Origin of the sequence: Pseudomonas sp. BN417, from assembly GCF_029871205.1 — a bacterium.
Classification (GTDB): domain Bacteria; phylum Pseudomonadota; class Gammaproteobacteria; order Pseudomonadales; family Pseudomonadaceae; genus Metapseudomonas.
On record NZ_SSOJ01000158.1, the window covers coordinates 3,483 to 17,817 of the forward strand.

At 66.3% G+C, this 14,335-nt stretch carries 7 protein-coding genes; 1 reads left to right on the forward strand and 6 read right to left on the reverse strand.

What is annotated here, in order from left to right; genetic code table 11:
• On the forward strand, nt 1-2,176 hold a 2,176-nt coding region (locus E8F11_RS25930; protein ID WP_280291789.1), incomplete at its 5' end, for a tandem-95 repeat protein.
• 116 nt (nt 2,177-2,292) lie between these two features.
• Here the strand turns inward: E8F11_RS25930 and E8F11_RS25935 are convergent.
• The 6 genes from E8F11_RS25935 to E8F11_RS25960 form a co-directional block, all read right to left on the reverse strand.
• Entirely contained in the window at nt 2,293-2,823 is a 531-nt protein-coding gene (locus tag E8F11_RS25935; protein WP_280291790.1) for a transposase, read from the reverse strand.
• A 138-nt stretch (nt 2,824-2,961) separates the two neighbouring features.
• Entirely contained in the window at nt 2,962-7,866 is a 4,905-nt protein-coding gene (locus tag E8F11_RS25940) for an alpha-2-macroglobulin (protein ID WP_280291791.1), read from the reverse strand.
• Nucleotides 7,867-7,959: 93 nt separating this feature from the next.
• A complete protein-coding gene (locus E8F11_RS25945; protein ID WP_280291792.1) occupies nt 7,960-9,636 on the reverse strand; it encodes a Na/Pi cotransporter family protein in 1,677 nt (558 codons plus the stop codon).
• A 60-nt stretch (nt 9,637-9,696) separates the two neighbouring features.
• Entirely contained in the window at nt 9,697-12,408 is a 2,712-nt protein-coding gene (gene mgtA, locus E8F11_RS25950) for a magnesium-translocating P-type ATPase (RefSeq protein ID WP_280291793.1), read from the reverse strand.
• A 231-nt stretch (nt 12,409-12,639) separates the two neighbouring features.
• A complete protein-coding gene (locus E8F11_RS25955; RefSeq protein ID WP_280291794.1) occupies nt 12,640-12,861 on the reverse strand; it encodes a hypothetical protein in 222 nt (73 codons plus the stop codon).
• 370 nt (nt 12,862-13,231) lie between these two features.
• The gene (locus E8F11_RS25960; RefSeq protein WP_280286854.1) at nt 13,232-14,212 is read right to left on the reverse strand and encodes an IS110 family transposase; all 981 of its coding nucleotides are present in this window, start codon (nt 14,210-14,212) and stop codon (nt 13,232-13,234) included.
• Between the last annotated feature and the right edge of the window lie 123 nt (nt 14,213-14,335).

The window sequence follows — 14,335 nt, forward strand, 5'->3', positions numbered from 1 at the left end:
CGACGTGGACAGCTCGGAAACCTTCCAGGCCCAGAGCAACGTCGCCGGCAGCTACGGCCACTTGAGCATCACCACGGGCGGCGTCTGGAGCTACCTCGCCGACTCGGCGTTCAACGAACTGAACGTCAACGACAGCCTCGTCGACACCTTCCAGGTGCTCAGCGCCGACGGCACCGCCACCAGCGTCAAGGTGACCATCAAGGGCACCAACGATGCGCCCACCATCGGCCCGGTGACCCTCGCCGCCATCGCCGAAGACAGTGGCCCCCGCCTGATCACCCAGGCTCAGTTGCTGATCGGCGCGGGGGATGTGGACAGTGCCCTCCTTACCGCCAGCAACCTGCAGATCGCATCGGGTGGCGGCAGCCTGATCAACAACGACGATGGCACCTGGAGCTACACGCCGACATCCAATGACGACACGTCCGTCAGCTTCACCTACACCGTCAGCGACGGCTCGCTCAGCACTGCCGGTAGTGCATCCCTCGACATCACGCCGGTGAACGACGCCCCGGTCAATACCCTGCCCGGCCCCCAGACCACCCCGAGCGGAACAGCCAAGACCATCAGCGGCCTGAGCGTCGCCGATGTGGACGCCGCCTCAAGCAACCTGACAGTGACACTGCAGGTCGCCCACGGCACGCTCTCCGCGCAGTCCATCGTGGGCGGGGCCTCCATTGGCGGGCTCAACACCTCGACACTCACCCTCACCGGCACGCTCGCCCAGATCAACGCGACACTGGCAGCCAACGTCAGCTATGTGTCCGCGCTCAATTTCAGCGGCAACGACACCCTGACCATGACCACCAACGACGGCACCAACAGCGATGTCGACAGCCTGGGCATCACGGTCACGCTGGCAAACAATCCGCCGGTGGCGACGACCGACACACTGATCGTGTCCGACGCCACCCACGTGGTCATGTCTGTCGCCACCCTGCTTGACAACGATTTCGATGTCGACGGCGCCTACCTGAGCATCACGAACCTCAACGGTGCCGGGCTGACCAATGTGACCAACCTGCGCTTCGTAACAGGCAGCAACAACAGCCTGATCGAGTTCGATACGGCCACTGACCAGACGAACTTCGGTAGCTTTACCTACACGCTGTCCGACAATAACGGTGGCCAGTCGACGGGGACCGTAAACTTGATCGGAAAGGACCTCCGCCAGAGCACCGACACGGGCAACGAAAATGACACGGTCAACCTCACCGGCAATACCTACCAGGCGTCGTTCATAGATGGGAGAGCTGGCAACGATGGCATTACCGGTGCGGGGAGCGCGATCGACCGCTTCATTGGAGGCATTGGCAATGACACCCTGATGGGTGGAAGTGGCAACGACAGTCTTCGTGGCGGTGCTGGCAACGATACGCTGGACGGTGGAGATGGGCTCGACATGCTCGACCTGTCCGATGCGACCGGAGCGCTCAACGTCACCCTAGTCCAGAGCAGTAGCAACAACCCAGTCGCTCCGTCCGCCCCGGGACTGGGCAACGACAACTACCGGAACATGGAAGGCGTGATCGGCTCCGCCTTCGGCGACACCCTGACCGGCAGCGTAGGCAACGACATTCTGCGCGGCGGAGCCGGCGATGACACCCTGGATGGCGGCGCGGGCAGCGACCTGCTCGACCTGTCCGACGCCACAGGCCCGCTCATTTTCACCCTTAACCAAGACTCTAACCCGGCTGCGGGCAGCAATGGTTTCTGGAAAACCGGAGGACTGCCTGGTGTCGGTGACGACTCCTACAAGAACATGGAAGGCGTGATCGGCTCGGTCTTCAGCGACACCCTGACTGGCAGCGGCGGCAACGACGTCCTGATCGGAGGCGTGGGCGCAGACCAGCTGACCGGCGGCCTTGGTGCCGACACCTTCAGGTACGCCAACCTCAGCGAGGGCGTCGACAGCATCCTCGACTACAGCTTCGCGGCCGGGGACAAGCTGGACTTCTCGGCGTTGCTCGGCAACAGCGCTCCAGTCGGCGCGCTCGTGTCCAACTACGTCGACGTTGTGCAGAACGGCGCTGACGCCAATGTACTGGTGGATGTCGACGGTGCGGGTAGTGCGGCGGGCTTCGTCGAGGTGGCGACCCTGGCCAACGTTGAAGTCACCGGGAGCAACCCGCTGCGAGCCTTGTTCTGGGGTGGCGAACAGATCATTCCGGGCTGATGGGGCTACCGGACTAACCCGGGAGACAGGGCGGCAGGATCGACCGCTTCCCCGGATTTCATCCGGGCTACGATCTTGCCGACCCACGTAGCCCGGATGAAATCCGGGGAGCGGACTCACTCTCCGGCACTGGCCACTTCCGGTTCCGCTCCCCCTACCCAATCGGCAGGAAGCAGGCCCTGACGAACGAACCGATGGAAGCTGGAAAGCGGCCAGTCGCGCACGGCGCCAACAAGACCATGCTTCACCGGATTGAAATGGATGTAGTCCACATGGGCGGCATAGTCTCGCTCGTCGCGAATCAGGTGTTCCCAGAAACGCCGCTGCCAGATATTGGCCTCCCCTTTCGCGCTGAACCTGAGGTCCACGTCGGACTGCTTGCGCAGCAGGGATACGAATCCCGACTTCAACATACGCACACGAGAAGAGAAGTCCGCATCTCCCGGCGGTAACTCAATCAGCAAATGAAGGTGATCTGGTAGGACCACGATGGCAGGAAGCCTGAAGGGCTTTCGGATCATGGCCGTTCTAATGGACTGGCGAAGGTCACCGCAGTATCTGACCAGAAGATCTCGGCGCCTGTCCTGCAACGCCAGCGTCAGGAAATAGCAGGCGCCGGGCACCCGAGACCTGCGGTAACTGACCATCTTGCGACCTCCTTGTCGTATAGCTCCGCGGAGTTCATCCGGGCGACGGGGCTGCGGTCGATCGCTTCCCCGGATTTCATCCGGGCTACAACCTTGCCCACCCACGTAGCCCGGATGAGATCCGGAGACTTCCTGTTCCTATTTTCCCCTCACCACCAACTGCTCCGGCGCCTCCCCCAGCGCCTGCCAGTTCGGCCGGTACATGGATTCCACCGTGGGCGGCGGCACGCGGTAAGTACCGGGGGTGACGGCGCGAGCCAGGTAGAGCAGGTGCGTGGTGTCGTATTCGTTCACATTCAGGGCGGCCACGTAGCGGTCGTCGCGGAACTCCTGGTGCTTGATGGCGGCGTTCTGCATGGACTTCTGCCATTCTTTCACCGCACTGCTGGCGTCTTCCAGGCTGGCGGCGCTCTGGGCGAGGTTCTGGTTCTCCAGTTCCAGGCCCGCCGGCAGCAGGTCCACCACCAGGGCGTCGGGCACTCGCTCCTTGGCTTCGATGGCCAGGTGCACCAGCACCAGTTCACCGCTGTCCAGGGCGCTGAGGTCCAGGCGTTCGCCATCGGCGCCCAGGAATTCGCGGCGGATGGTCAGGTTCTCGCCACCGGGGGGCGGCGCCGCCAGGGGATAGCCGGAGAGGGTCAGCTGCTGGTAGAGCGGTTCGCTGCCGCTGGGGGCGATGCTTAGCGGCTCGGCGAGTAGAGCGCCGTCCAGCTTGAGGCCCGGTTGCTGGTTGCTCAGCTCGCGCTGCTGGTCGCCCGCCGTCAGTTGCGCGCTCCAGTTCGGCTCAGGCTTGGCCAGCAGGCCACGACCGGCCAGGTAGAGGGCGTTGCGTTCCTGGGTGGAGAGCCACTGAGCGCCGGCCACCAGGTCGGCCAGGTCGAACAGACGCTGCTCGCGGGCGCCGGCGGCCAGGTCGTGCTCCTCCAGCAGGGCGAGGATCAGCGCCTGGTCGCGCAGCGGGCTGCCGTAGTCGGCCAGCCAGTCATGGCTTTCCCGCTGTGCTCGCAGCCCCAGCTCCAGGGCCTGGTCTGCGCGCGGGGCATCGCCCATCAGCTTGAAGGCCACTGCCAGTTGCACCAACGGCAGGCCGGAACGGGCGTCGGCGCGGCGCTCCCAGAGGCTGCGCAACGCACCCAGCGGCGCCTGCTGGCTGCGCGCCAGGACATAGCCGGCGTAGGCCTGCACGGCGAAGCGGGTGTGGTCGGCGTTCTCGCTGTAGCTGATCTCGATCAGGCTGCGCTCCTGCAGGTAGCGCAGCAGGCGTTCGCTGGCTTTCTTCAGGGCTTCCGGCGGTACGGCGAAGCCCTGATCGCGGGCGCGCAGGAGGAAGTCGGTGACGTAGGCGGTCAGCCAGTACTCCTCTTCGCTGTCGGCACTCCACAAGCCGAAGCTGCCGTTGTGGCGCTGCATGCCCAGGAGGCGCTCGATGCCCAGTTCGATGGCCTTGCGCCGCTTGTCGTCAGGCTCGCCTTCCAGCCCCAGGCGCTTGAGCGACGCGGCGTCGGCGTAGAGAGAAGGGTAGAGGCCGCTGGTGGTCTGTTCGGCGCAGCCGTAGGGGTAGGCCTTGAGGGCCCGGATCTGCTCGCCGAGGTTCAGCGGCGGGCGGCTGGAGAGCTGCAGCAGGGCTTCGCGGCCGTCCGGCTCGAAGTCATCCAGGATGCCGGCCGGCAGGTTCCAGGGCTCGCCCTTGAGTACTGCGCGGAACTGCCGGAGCTGCGCGGGATAGGCCGGGCGTATGCCGAGGGTCCATTCGCGGCTGAAGGGCGGCAGGTTCTCCCCCGGCAGCTCCAGGCCGTTGACCCGTACCTTGAACACGCCCTGGCCGTAACCGCCCAGCGCCCGCACCGGGATGCGCAAGGTGGTGCGCTGGCCGTCGGCGAGCTGGATGGGCGCCGTCTGGGCACCACCGCTCTGGGCCAGGTCGAGCTGACCGCCGCTCAGCAGTTCCACGTCCAGGCGCTGGGGCTTGCCGGACAGGTTGGTCAGGTCCAGCGCCAGGGTGCTCTGGTCGCCCCCGGCGAGGAAGCGCGGCGCCGCCAGCTCCGCCACCAGGGGCGCGGCCACCACCGTCTTCGCCTCGGCCATGCCGTAGCGCTCGTCGGTCCAGGCCTGGGCCATCAGGCGCAGTTCGCCGTTGAAGTCTGGAATGTCCAGGCTGACTTCGCCCTGGCCCTGGTCGTCCAGGGTTACCGGCGTGCTCTGCAGGGCGACTATGGTGACGCTGGTCTGCGGGCGCTTGCCGCCGCCGGCCAGGGCTGCGTCGCCGCCGAAGGCCAGGGAAGCGAGGCGGCCCTGGCCGGCTTCGATCAGCTGACCGTAGACGTCGAGCTGGTCGGCTCCATAGGCCTTGCGACCGAAGAGTGCGGCAAAGGGGTCGGGGGTGGCGTAGCGGGTGATATTGAGGATGCCCACATCCACCGCTGCCACCAACACGCGTACCTGCTTGGGCATGCTGCCGTCGGCGTTCTTCGCCTGCACCTGGACCTTGAGCGGTTGCCGGGGGCGCATCTTTTCCGGTGCGGTGAGGGTCAGCGCCAGCTTGCGCGGGGCGCGCTCCAGAGGCAGGTGCAACAGGCCCACGGCACGCTTGGGCGTGACGCTGGCCTTGCGTTCGCCGGGGCGGATCACCAGGGCGCTGACGTAGAGATCATGGCGGGCCCAGTCCTTGGCCACCGGGATGTCGAAGGCCTTGCCGCCTGCCGGGACTTCGATGGGTTGCCACCAGAGCGGACCTTCGGCGGACTCCACCAGCAGGTAGCCGCTGCCGGCGCTGGGCGGGGTGATGGTGACCCTGGCGGTGTCGCCTTCGGCGTAGGCCGGCTTGTCCAGCGCCAGCTTGACCTGGTCCGGACGTACGGCGCCGCCGCCGGCATTGTCCTGCCAGCGGTAGCCGGCCCAGAAGCGCAGGCTGCTGGTGATGCCGGTCTGCGAGTCTTCCACTTCCACCCGATAGGGGCCCCACTCCACCGGGAAGCTGACCTTGGCGGTGCCGCCGGCAGCCACCTGCACCTGCTCCTCGGCGAGGTTCAGGTACTTCTCGTTGAAGTGGTAGGTCCAGCCATCGCTCTCGGAGAAGTTCCAGTAGTAATCGCGGCGCTCGCGCACCAGGCGCACCTTGAGGTTGTCGGCGGCCAGCTTGTTGCCCGCGGGGTCGGCCACCAGCAGTTCGAACTCGGCCAGGCTGTCGGCGTCGGTTTCCTCGCCGTCGAACAAGGCACGCAGGCCCGGCAGGCGTTCGGCCGGCCAGACCGGCTGCACCAGGCGGCGGGTGATGGGACGGCCGCCGGACTCCTGCAGGCTGGCCTGGAGAATCAGTTGCAACGGCGACTTGGCATCGCGCCAGCGGGTCTCTATGTCCAACCGGGTCTTGCCATCGGCGTCGAGCTGGGTCTCCTCCAGTTCGATGTCCTGCTTCAGCTCCTCTTCGGTCACCGAACCGAACTGGTAGCCGGGCAGCGCCTTCACCGCCTCACGCAGCGGGCGCACGTAGAGCTGGCCGCTCAGGCGGTTGCCGGATGCCGGCGCGCCGTACAGGTAGCGCCCCTGGACGTCGAAGCGGGCATTCTCGCCGGGGGCGAAGGGATGGTCACTGCCCTTGAGCTCCAGGGCCAGGCGTTCGGGGAGGAAGTCCTCCACCAGGAACTCATAGAGCTGCGGCTTGCCGTCGCCCAGGTCGAAGAGCAGTTGCCAGCGCCCGGTCGGGGCTTCTGCGGCCAGCTGCAGCTGGTACTGGTAGAGCCCGCCCTCCCCGGCTTCCCAGACGAAGCGCCGGCTGACCTGCTCGTCCGGACGACGCACTTCCACGGTCACCGGCTGGCCCGCCACCGCGCGGCCATCGACGTCACGCAGCAAGGCGTTGAGCAGCACGGTCTCACCCGGGCGGTAGAGGTCGCGCGGGCCGAAGACGAAGAACTGCAAGGCATGGCTGGCCGGGCCGGCGATGTCGAACTCGGCCAGGTCCAGGGCCGGCGCGGCCAGACGCAACAGGCTGGTCTGCTCGCCCTGGCGGGCGATCAGCACTTCGGCCTTGGGCGCCAGGGCCAGTTCGGCGTGGCCTTTGCCATCGGTCTTGCCCTGGGCCAGCACGCGGCCTTCGCCGTCCAGCAGTTCCAGTTCGATATCGCCCTGGGCGGCGCCGCCTTCCAGGGCCTGGGTGAAGACGTCCAGGCGGTCGCGGTAACGGTGGGCGGACAGGCCGATGTCACTCAGGGTGAACAGGGTCGCCGGGTTCGAATAGTCGTAGCTGCCGGCCTGCTTCATCACTGCCAGGTAGACGCCGGGCTGCTTCATGGGTTCGAGGCCGGCGATGGGCAGCAGCAGAGTTTCACGGGTGTTGCGCGCGGGATTGAGGTCGAAGCGGCCGGTGTAGACCAGCTCAGCCATCTTCAGCAGCTCGCGGGACTCCCAGATATCCAGGGTGCCGCGCTTGCCCCAGCGAGCGAGGAAGCCGGGCAGCGCCTCGGCCTTGACCCGGAAGAAGTCGACATTGACCCTGTCGACGTTCAGCGCGATCACCGGCAGGCCCTCGGCCAGCCGGGTGGGCAGCAGCGAGCCGCGGCTGGCGAAGCCGACCGTGGCCTGCAGGTCGCGGGTTTCCAGGCGGGTGACGTGTTCCTCGGCGAGTCGGGCGTCATTCACCGCATGCAGGCCGGGGTCGATGGTCAGCACCAGCTTGCGCTTGGGCTCCAGGTGGCGCAGGCGCAGCTCCATCAGGTTGTCGGAGAGCTCCCAGGCGCCGTCCACCTTGCCGCTCGTAGTGTCCACCAGGTGCAGGCGCTCGGCGAACTTCTGCTCCGGGTCCAGCGGCACCGAGAAGGTCACCGACAATGCGCTGGCGCCGTCGAGCTGCACTTCGGAAACGTCTATGACCCTGAGCTCGCGACCGGCGTAGCGCTTGGCCAGCGCGCCGGTGTCGGCGGCCGGCCGTGGCGCCTGCGGGGTCGCGGCGGGTGGCGATTTGGTCGCCGCCTGCTCGGGGGTGGAGGAATCACAGGCGCCGAGCAGACTCAGCACCAGTGCCAGAAGCAATCCTTTCTTCGGCATGGGGGGCACTCTGAGGGGGAATAGGCTGGCGCAGAATATAGACGAGGGCCGGAGGGCTGACGAGAGCCACCGGCGACACTGCCCGCCGCCGGCTCAGTGGCCGTCCGACGACTGCCGCGCCTCCTCCGCCCTGTCCTGGGCCGACGGCCGGCGCTGGCCGTCGGCAACGCCACTGCGTTCGAGCATCGGGTAGGCCAGCGCGGTGACGTGGTAGTGGATGCGCCGGTAGTCGCGCAGCATGCGCTGGAACAGGTCGCCGGACTCGACCCAGGTCGTGCGGTCCTCGCGCAGCCGGCGGAAGTGCTCGCGGCTGGCGCTGGCCTCGAGCCGCCGCAGCAGCGCCTTGCGCGCCAGCAGGCGCTGCGCTGCCGCCAGGTCGCCGCGCATGAACACGCTGATCGCCAGGTGCAGGCTTTCGTCGATGGCCGCCTGCAGCGGTAGCACCTGTTCCAGTTCGAACGCGGAGAAGGCCCGTCCGCGCCCGGCCTTGCGCATCACCTGCTGCAGCAGGCTGTTGGCCACCAGGTCGCCGACGTGTTCGATGTTGATGGTGAACAGGAGGATTTCCTGGGCACGGTCGGCATCGCCGTCGCTCATGCCGTCGTGGCCGATATCGGCGAGGTAGGCACGAATGGCCGCACTCAGCTGGTCGAGCGACCGGTCCTGGCTGCGGATCTCGCTGACGGCGGCGCTGTCGGGTTTCTCAATCAGGCCGGTGGTACGACGCAGCATCAGGATGGCCATGTCAGCCAGGCGCAGGGCTTCGCGGGTGGCATTGGCCAGGCCGATGTTGGCCACCTCAAGACCGGCCTCGTCCAGGTACTGCGGCATTCCCGGATCGTCCGGTTCCGGCTCGTCCGGCAGCAGGCGCACCAGCAGGGCGGCGAGCGGCCCGGTGAGGCCGATCACCAGCACGGCCAGCACTAGGTTGAACGCCGTGTGGAAATAGACCACGGAGGCCGCGCCGAATGGCGCAGCCAGCGTCGCCAGCAGCGGCAGCCAGGGCAACGCCAGCAGGCAACCGAACAGGCGCACCAGCAGGTTGCCCAGGGGCAAGCGCCGGGCCACGCGGGTACGCGCCACGCCGAGCGCCGGCAAAGCGCCGCCGAGGTTGGCGCCGAGCACCAGGGCCAGGGCAGTCGGCAACGAGGCCAGCCCGGTCGCTGCCAGGGAGGCCACCAGCAGCACCACGGCGACGCTGGAGTGGCAGGCCCAGGTGAGCAGCGCCGCCAGCAACAGAGTGATCAGCGGATCGCCTTGCAGGCCGGCGACCGCGGCGATGAATACGTCCGAGCCCTCGATGCTTTCCAGCGACTGGCCGAGCAGCATCAGAGCCAGGAGCATCAGGCCGAGGCCGATCAGGCACTGGCCGACGCTTTCCAGGCGCTGGTCATCGCGCAGGCGGAACAGCACCAGGCCCGCCAGCAGGCAAAGCGGCGCCAGCAACGAGGTATCGAAGCTCAGTAGTTGCACCACCAGGGTGGTGCCGACGTTGGCGCCGAGCATGACCGCCAGCGCCGGCGCCAGGCCGAGGGTGCCGTTGGCGGTAAAAGAGGCGGCCATCATGCTGGCGGCGGTGCTGCTCTGCAGCAGACCGGTGATGCCGAGCCCGGCCAGCAGAGCCAGCCAGCGGTTGCCCAGATGGCGACCGAGCCAGTTGCGCAGGGCGGTGCCGAAGCCACGCAGCACGCCGCTGGAAATCATATGGGTACCCCACAGCAGCAGGGCCACGGCGCCGGCCAGATTGATCAGTAGCGTGGTTCCCTGCATGACGGAACTCCTCATGGATGGTAAGGGCGCGGCCTGGCCACGCCCGTGGGACGGCCGGGCTCAGTACCACTGGCCGAAGCGGCGGATGTAGAGGGTTTTCATGGTCTGCGCGGTGATGCAGTAGCAGAGCAGTGTGCCCACCAGCCAGGGGAAGTACTCCCAGGGCAGCGGCACCAGGCCGACCATCGCGCCCAGGGGCGAGAACGGCACGTAGATGCCCAGCGCCATCACCAGCCCGGTCATCAGCATCACCGGCAGGGCCGCGGTGCTCTGGATGAACGGGATCTTCTGGGTGCGCAGCATGTGCACCACCAGGGTCTGCGAGAGCAGGCCCTCGATGAACCAGCCGGACTGGAACAGCGCCTGCATTTCCGGGCTGTTGGCGGCGAACACGAACCACATCAGCGCGTAGGTGGTGATGTCGAAGATGGACGAGGTCGGGCCGATCCAGAGCATGAAGCGGCCGATGTTCTTCGCGTCCCACTTGCGCGGCTTGGCGAGGAATTCCTTGTCCATCTTGTCCCACGGCAGCGACAGCTGGGAGATGTCGTACATCAGGTTCTGCAGCAGCAGGTGGATCGCCAGCATCGGCAGGAAGGGGATGAAGGCGCTGGCCACTAGCACCGAGAACACGTTGCCGAAGTTGGAGCTGGCGGTCATGTTCAGGTACTTCATGATGTTGCCGAAGGTCTCGCGGCCCTTGATGACGCCCTCCTCCAGCACCATCAGGCTCTTCTCCAGGAGGATGATGTCGGCCGATTCCTTGGCGATGTCGGTGCCGCTGTCCACCGAGATGCCGACGTCGGCATCGCGCAGTGCCGGGGCGTCGTTGATGCCGTCGCCGAGGAAGCCGACGGTGTGGCCGTTGGCCTGCAGCGCCTTGAGCACGCGCGACTTCTGCAGCGGGGTGAGCTTGGCGAATACCGTGCGCTCCTCAACCAGGCGGCGCAGCGTGACGTCACCCAGTTGGTCGATGTCGCGGCCAAGCAGCGGTTCGCCCACCTCCAGGCCGACTTCACGGCAGATCTTCGCGGTGACCACGGCGTTGTCGCCGGTCAGCACCTTCACCGCCACGCCGTTCGCGCGCAGCGCGGCGATGGCCGGGCCGGCGGTTTCCTTCGGCGGGTCGAGGAAGGTGAGGAAGCCTTCGATGACCAGCTCGCGCTCGTCGCTGGCGCTGTATTGCGGGCGCACCTCGCCGGGCGGCAGCTCGCGAGTACCGACCAGGAGCACGCGGAAGCCATCGCGGTTATAGCACCCGGCCTGTTCCAGCAGCTGTTCGCGGCGAAGCTCATCGAGTGGTACGGCCACGCCCGCTTCACGCACCCGGTCGGCGGTGGCCAGCATCTCCTCGACCGCACCCTTGCACACCAACAGGTGCTGGCCGGACTCGCCCTCGAGGATCACCGACAGGCGTCGGCGGACGAAATCAAATGGCAGCTCATCGACCTTGCGCCAGGCCCCGGGGGCGATGAAGCGCGGGTCCTCCTCGGCGAAGCGCACCACCGCGCGATCCATCAGGTTCTTCATGCCGCTCTGGTGGAAGCTGTTCAGCCAGGCCAGCTGCAGCACCTGCGCGCAGGACTTGCCGGCGATATCGAGATGCTGTTCGAGGATGATCCGGTCCTGGGTCAGGGTGCCGGTCTTGTCGGTGCAGAGCACATCCATGGCGCCGAAGTTCTGGATGGCGTTGAGGCGCTTGACCACCACCTTGCGCCGCGACATGGCCACCGCGCCCTTGGCCAGGTTGGCGCTGACGATCATCGGCAGCATTTCCGGGGTCAGCCCGACCGCCACCGCCAGGGCGAACATGAAGGCCTCGGTCCAGTCGCCCTTGGTGAAGCCGTTGATCAGCAGCACCACCGGCACCATGACCAGCATGAAGCGGATCAGCAGCCAGCTGACGCTGTTCACCCCGCGGTCGAAGGCGGTCTGCGCACGGGAGCCGACGATGGAGCGTGCGAGCGAGCCGAAGTAGGTCCGCGCGCCAGTGGCCACCACCACCGCGGTGGCGGTGCCGCTGACCACGTTGGTGCCCATGAAGCAGATATTCGGCAGTTCCAGCAGGTCATGCTGGTCGGCGGCCAGGCGGCTGGCGGACTTCTCCTGCACGGCGCCGAGGGTGTCGTACTTCTCCACCGGCAGGGCTTCGCCGGTGAGCACCGCCTGGCTGATGAACAGGTCACGGGATTCGATCAGGCGGATATCGGCGGGAATCATGTCGCCGGCGGCAAGCCGCACTATGTCGCCGACCACCAGATCGCCCATGGGGATCTCGCGCAGCTCGGCGCGCATGCCGCGCTCGTCACGGCGCAGCACGCTGGCGGTGGTGCGCACCATGGCCTTGAGCGCTTCGGCGGCCTTGGCCGAACGGTGTTCCTGCCAGAAACGCATCAAGCCGCTGGCCAGCACCATGGACAGGACGATGATCACCCCGGTGAGGTCGGTTTCCTCGCCCTCCTGCAAAGGCAGCCAGAAGTCGGTGAAGAAGCTGATCGCAGTCAACGTCATCAGCACATAGATGAAAGGGTTGTTGAAGGCCTGCAGCAGCTGCACGAAGGCATGCGGCGGCCGGTCGTGGGCCACCTCGTTGGGGCCGTCCTGATGCAGGCGCGCCAGCGCTTCGGCCTGGTCGAGGCCGTCCTGGCGGCTGCGGACGTTGGAGAGGGTGGTTTCCAGGCTGTTCTGCGCTTCGCGGGCGGCGCGCATCGATAGCCTGTCATTGCGGCGCTCGGTGTCGAGCCGGGTGTTCTCTTGGGTCGCTACGCTCATGACTCGGGTCCCTTGTCGCGAGCTGCGCGACGGCGACACGAGTCAGCGGCCGGTCAGGTGACGGGCAGCAGCGTGCCGGGTCGCGATGCTCGCGATCGGTCAGAAGGAATGTCGGGGTTGCGGAAGGAGGCCCACTGCGCGCGGCCGGGGCGGCGACGCGCAGTGGGCCGACTAAACGGCTCGTCCATGGCTGACTCCTTGTGCGGATGGTTCGGATGGAAGGCAGCGGCTTCAGCCGCGCCGGCTTCCACGGCTGCGCAACAGGCCTTCCTCGATTTGCGCCTCGATCAGTTCGCGGCTTTCCAGGCGACCGCTGACCGGGCTGACGCGCCAGGCCAGCGGCACAGGTGGGGGCTGGGCGGTAAAAATGACGCCATGTGGCTGGGCGGCGCGGACGCGCATCTTCGCCACGAAGGCAGATACACCTGGAGAAATCGGATTCTTGAAGCTCATGAATCACCTGTACCCGGCGTGCCGGTCACAGGTGAGAAGCACGGGATCAGCCCCGGGCGCTGCTCAACCGACCGGCCCGTTGCGGGCTCCGTCGTTCGTCTGGTGGTGCAATCGAGCCAGCCATCGGTTTTGAGGCTGGCCAACGACTACTGGGCGTGCTGTCCATGGTTCTCGTCGTAGGGAGAAAAAAGGCCCGCTTTCGCGGGCTGGCGTTTTATAGGTCGTCGACCTGGGGCGGTCAACCCGTGAAAGCGCTCTAGGACAGGGCTGAGCTCGGGTTCGGAAAATCCCTTCAGCCAACCGGCAAAATTCCCACAAAGGCGCACCAGTTCGTAGATACCATCTCTCCGATCAGATGCAACCGACCCTTTCAGGTCGGTTGCGGCTGATAGGGTGTCTGCGTCTTGAGCACACCATAGGCAATCTGCAGCAGCTTGCGCATGGCCGCGCCCAGGGCGCTCATCTTGGCTTTCCCGCGTGCCAGCAGACGCTGGTAAAGCGCTTTGACCGTGGGATTGTGCTGTTTGGCCACAATGGCCCCCATGTAGAGCTTGGCCCGCAGCCGAGGCTGCCCCGCTTTGGTCAAGCGTGGTTTGCCTTTTACCGACGTCCCCGAGTCCCAGGGGCGTGGAACCAGGCCCGCATAGGCCGCGCATTGTCGGGCACAGCCAAAGTCGCGGCTGTGCAGAAACGCCAGCAGGTGGCGGGAAAGGACATCCCCGATGCCCTGGATGCTCCGCAGCAGCTCCCGGTTGCGTTTGAGCTGGTCGTGCCGGTCGATGTGGTCGTCGATCTCCTGCTTCAGGCGTTCGGCCTCCTGACGCAGGGCACTGAGCATCGTATCGATGGAGGCCACTACGCTGAGGCTGGCCTGACTGACCTCGGCTTTTTCCCGCCGGTTCAGTTCGCGCTGGAGGTCCTCCTGCAACGCCTCATACCGCACGATCATCGCTTTCAGCTCGCGGATCTCCCGCGCCTCCGGCAACCAGCGTCGGGCCTTTTGGGTCGCGCCAAAACGGGCGAGCACCAGGCTGTCCTGCTTGTCCGTCTTACCGCGAATACCCAGGCTGCGCGCATATTCGCGGACTTGCGCCGGGTTCAGGACGAAGACCTGAACGCCACGGTCGTGCAGGTAATACGCCAAGGATTCGTGGTAGACCCCGGTGGCCTCAAGGAACACCTTCAGTTCCCCGGCGGCAACGCCACTGTGGGTGCAGCACCACTCGATCAAGGCGGCAAAGCCGTCTACTTGATTGGTAAATACCTTGGTCTTGACCTTCAGACTGTCCGGGTCGCGTAACCACAGACAGTCGAGCTTTTGCTTGCTGACATCGATTCCAATAACCGCCATCTCTCGATCCTTGCCTTGTTCATGCAGCCTCACTCCGGTGGAGGGGCTTGGATACCATTCAGGAGTTGGAGAAGAGGGCCGGGAGCACAATCTACGAAACAGAGTCGAGCTCTCAGGATGGGA

Coding starts and splice junctions, on each gene's coding strand:
- E8F11_RS25935 (WP_280291790.1), bottom strand. CDS start 2,823: ATGGTCAGTTACCGCAGGTCTCGGGTGCCCGGCGCCTGCTATTTCCTG.
- E8F11_RS25940 (WP_280291791.1), bottom strand. CDS start 7,866: ATGCCGAAGAAAGGATTGCTTCTGGCACTGGTGCTGAGTCTGCTCGGC.
- E8F11_RS25945 (WP_280291792.1), bottom strand. CDS start 9,636: ATGCAGGGAACCACGCTACTGATCAATCTGGCCGGCGCCGTGGCCCTG.
- mgtA (WP_280291793.1), bottom strand. CDS start 12,408: ATGAGCGTAGCGACCCAAGAGAACACCCGGCTCGACACCGAGCGCCGC.
- E8F11_RS25955 (WP_280291794.1), bottom strand. CDS start 12,861: ATGAGCTTCAAGAATCCGATTTCTCCAGGTGTATCTGCCTTCGTGGCG.
- E8F11_RS25960 (WP_280286854.1), bottom strand. CDS start 14,212: ATGGCGGTTATTGGAATCGATGTCAGCAAGCAAAAGCTCGACTGTCTG.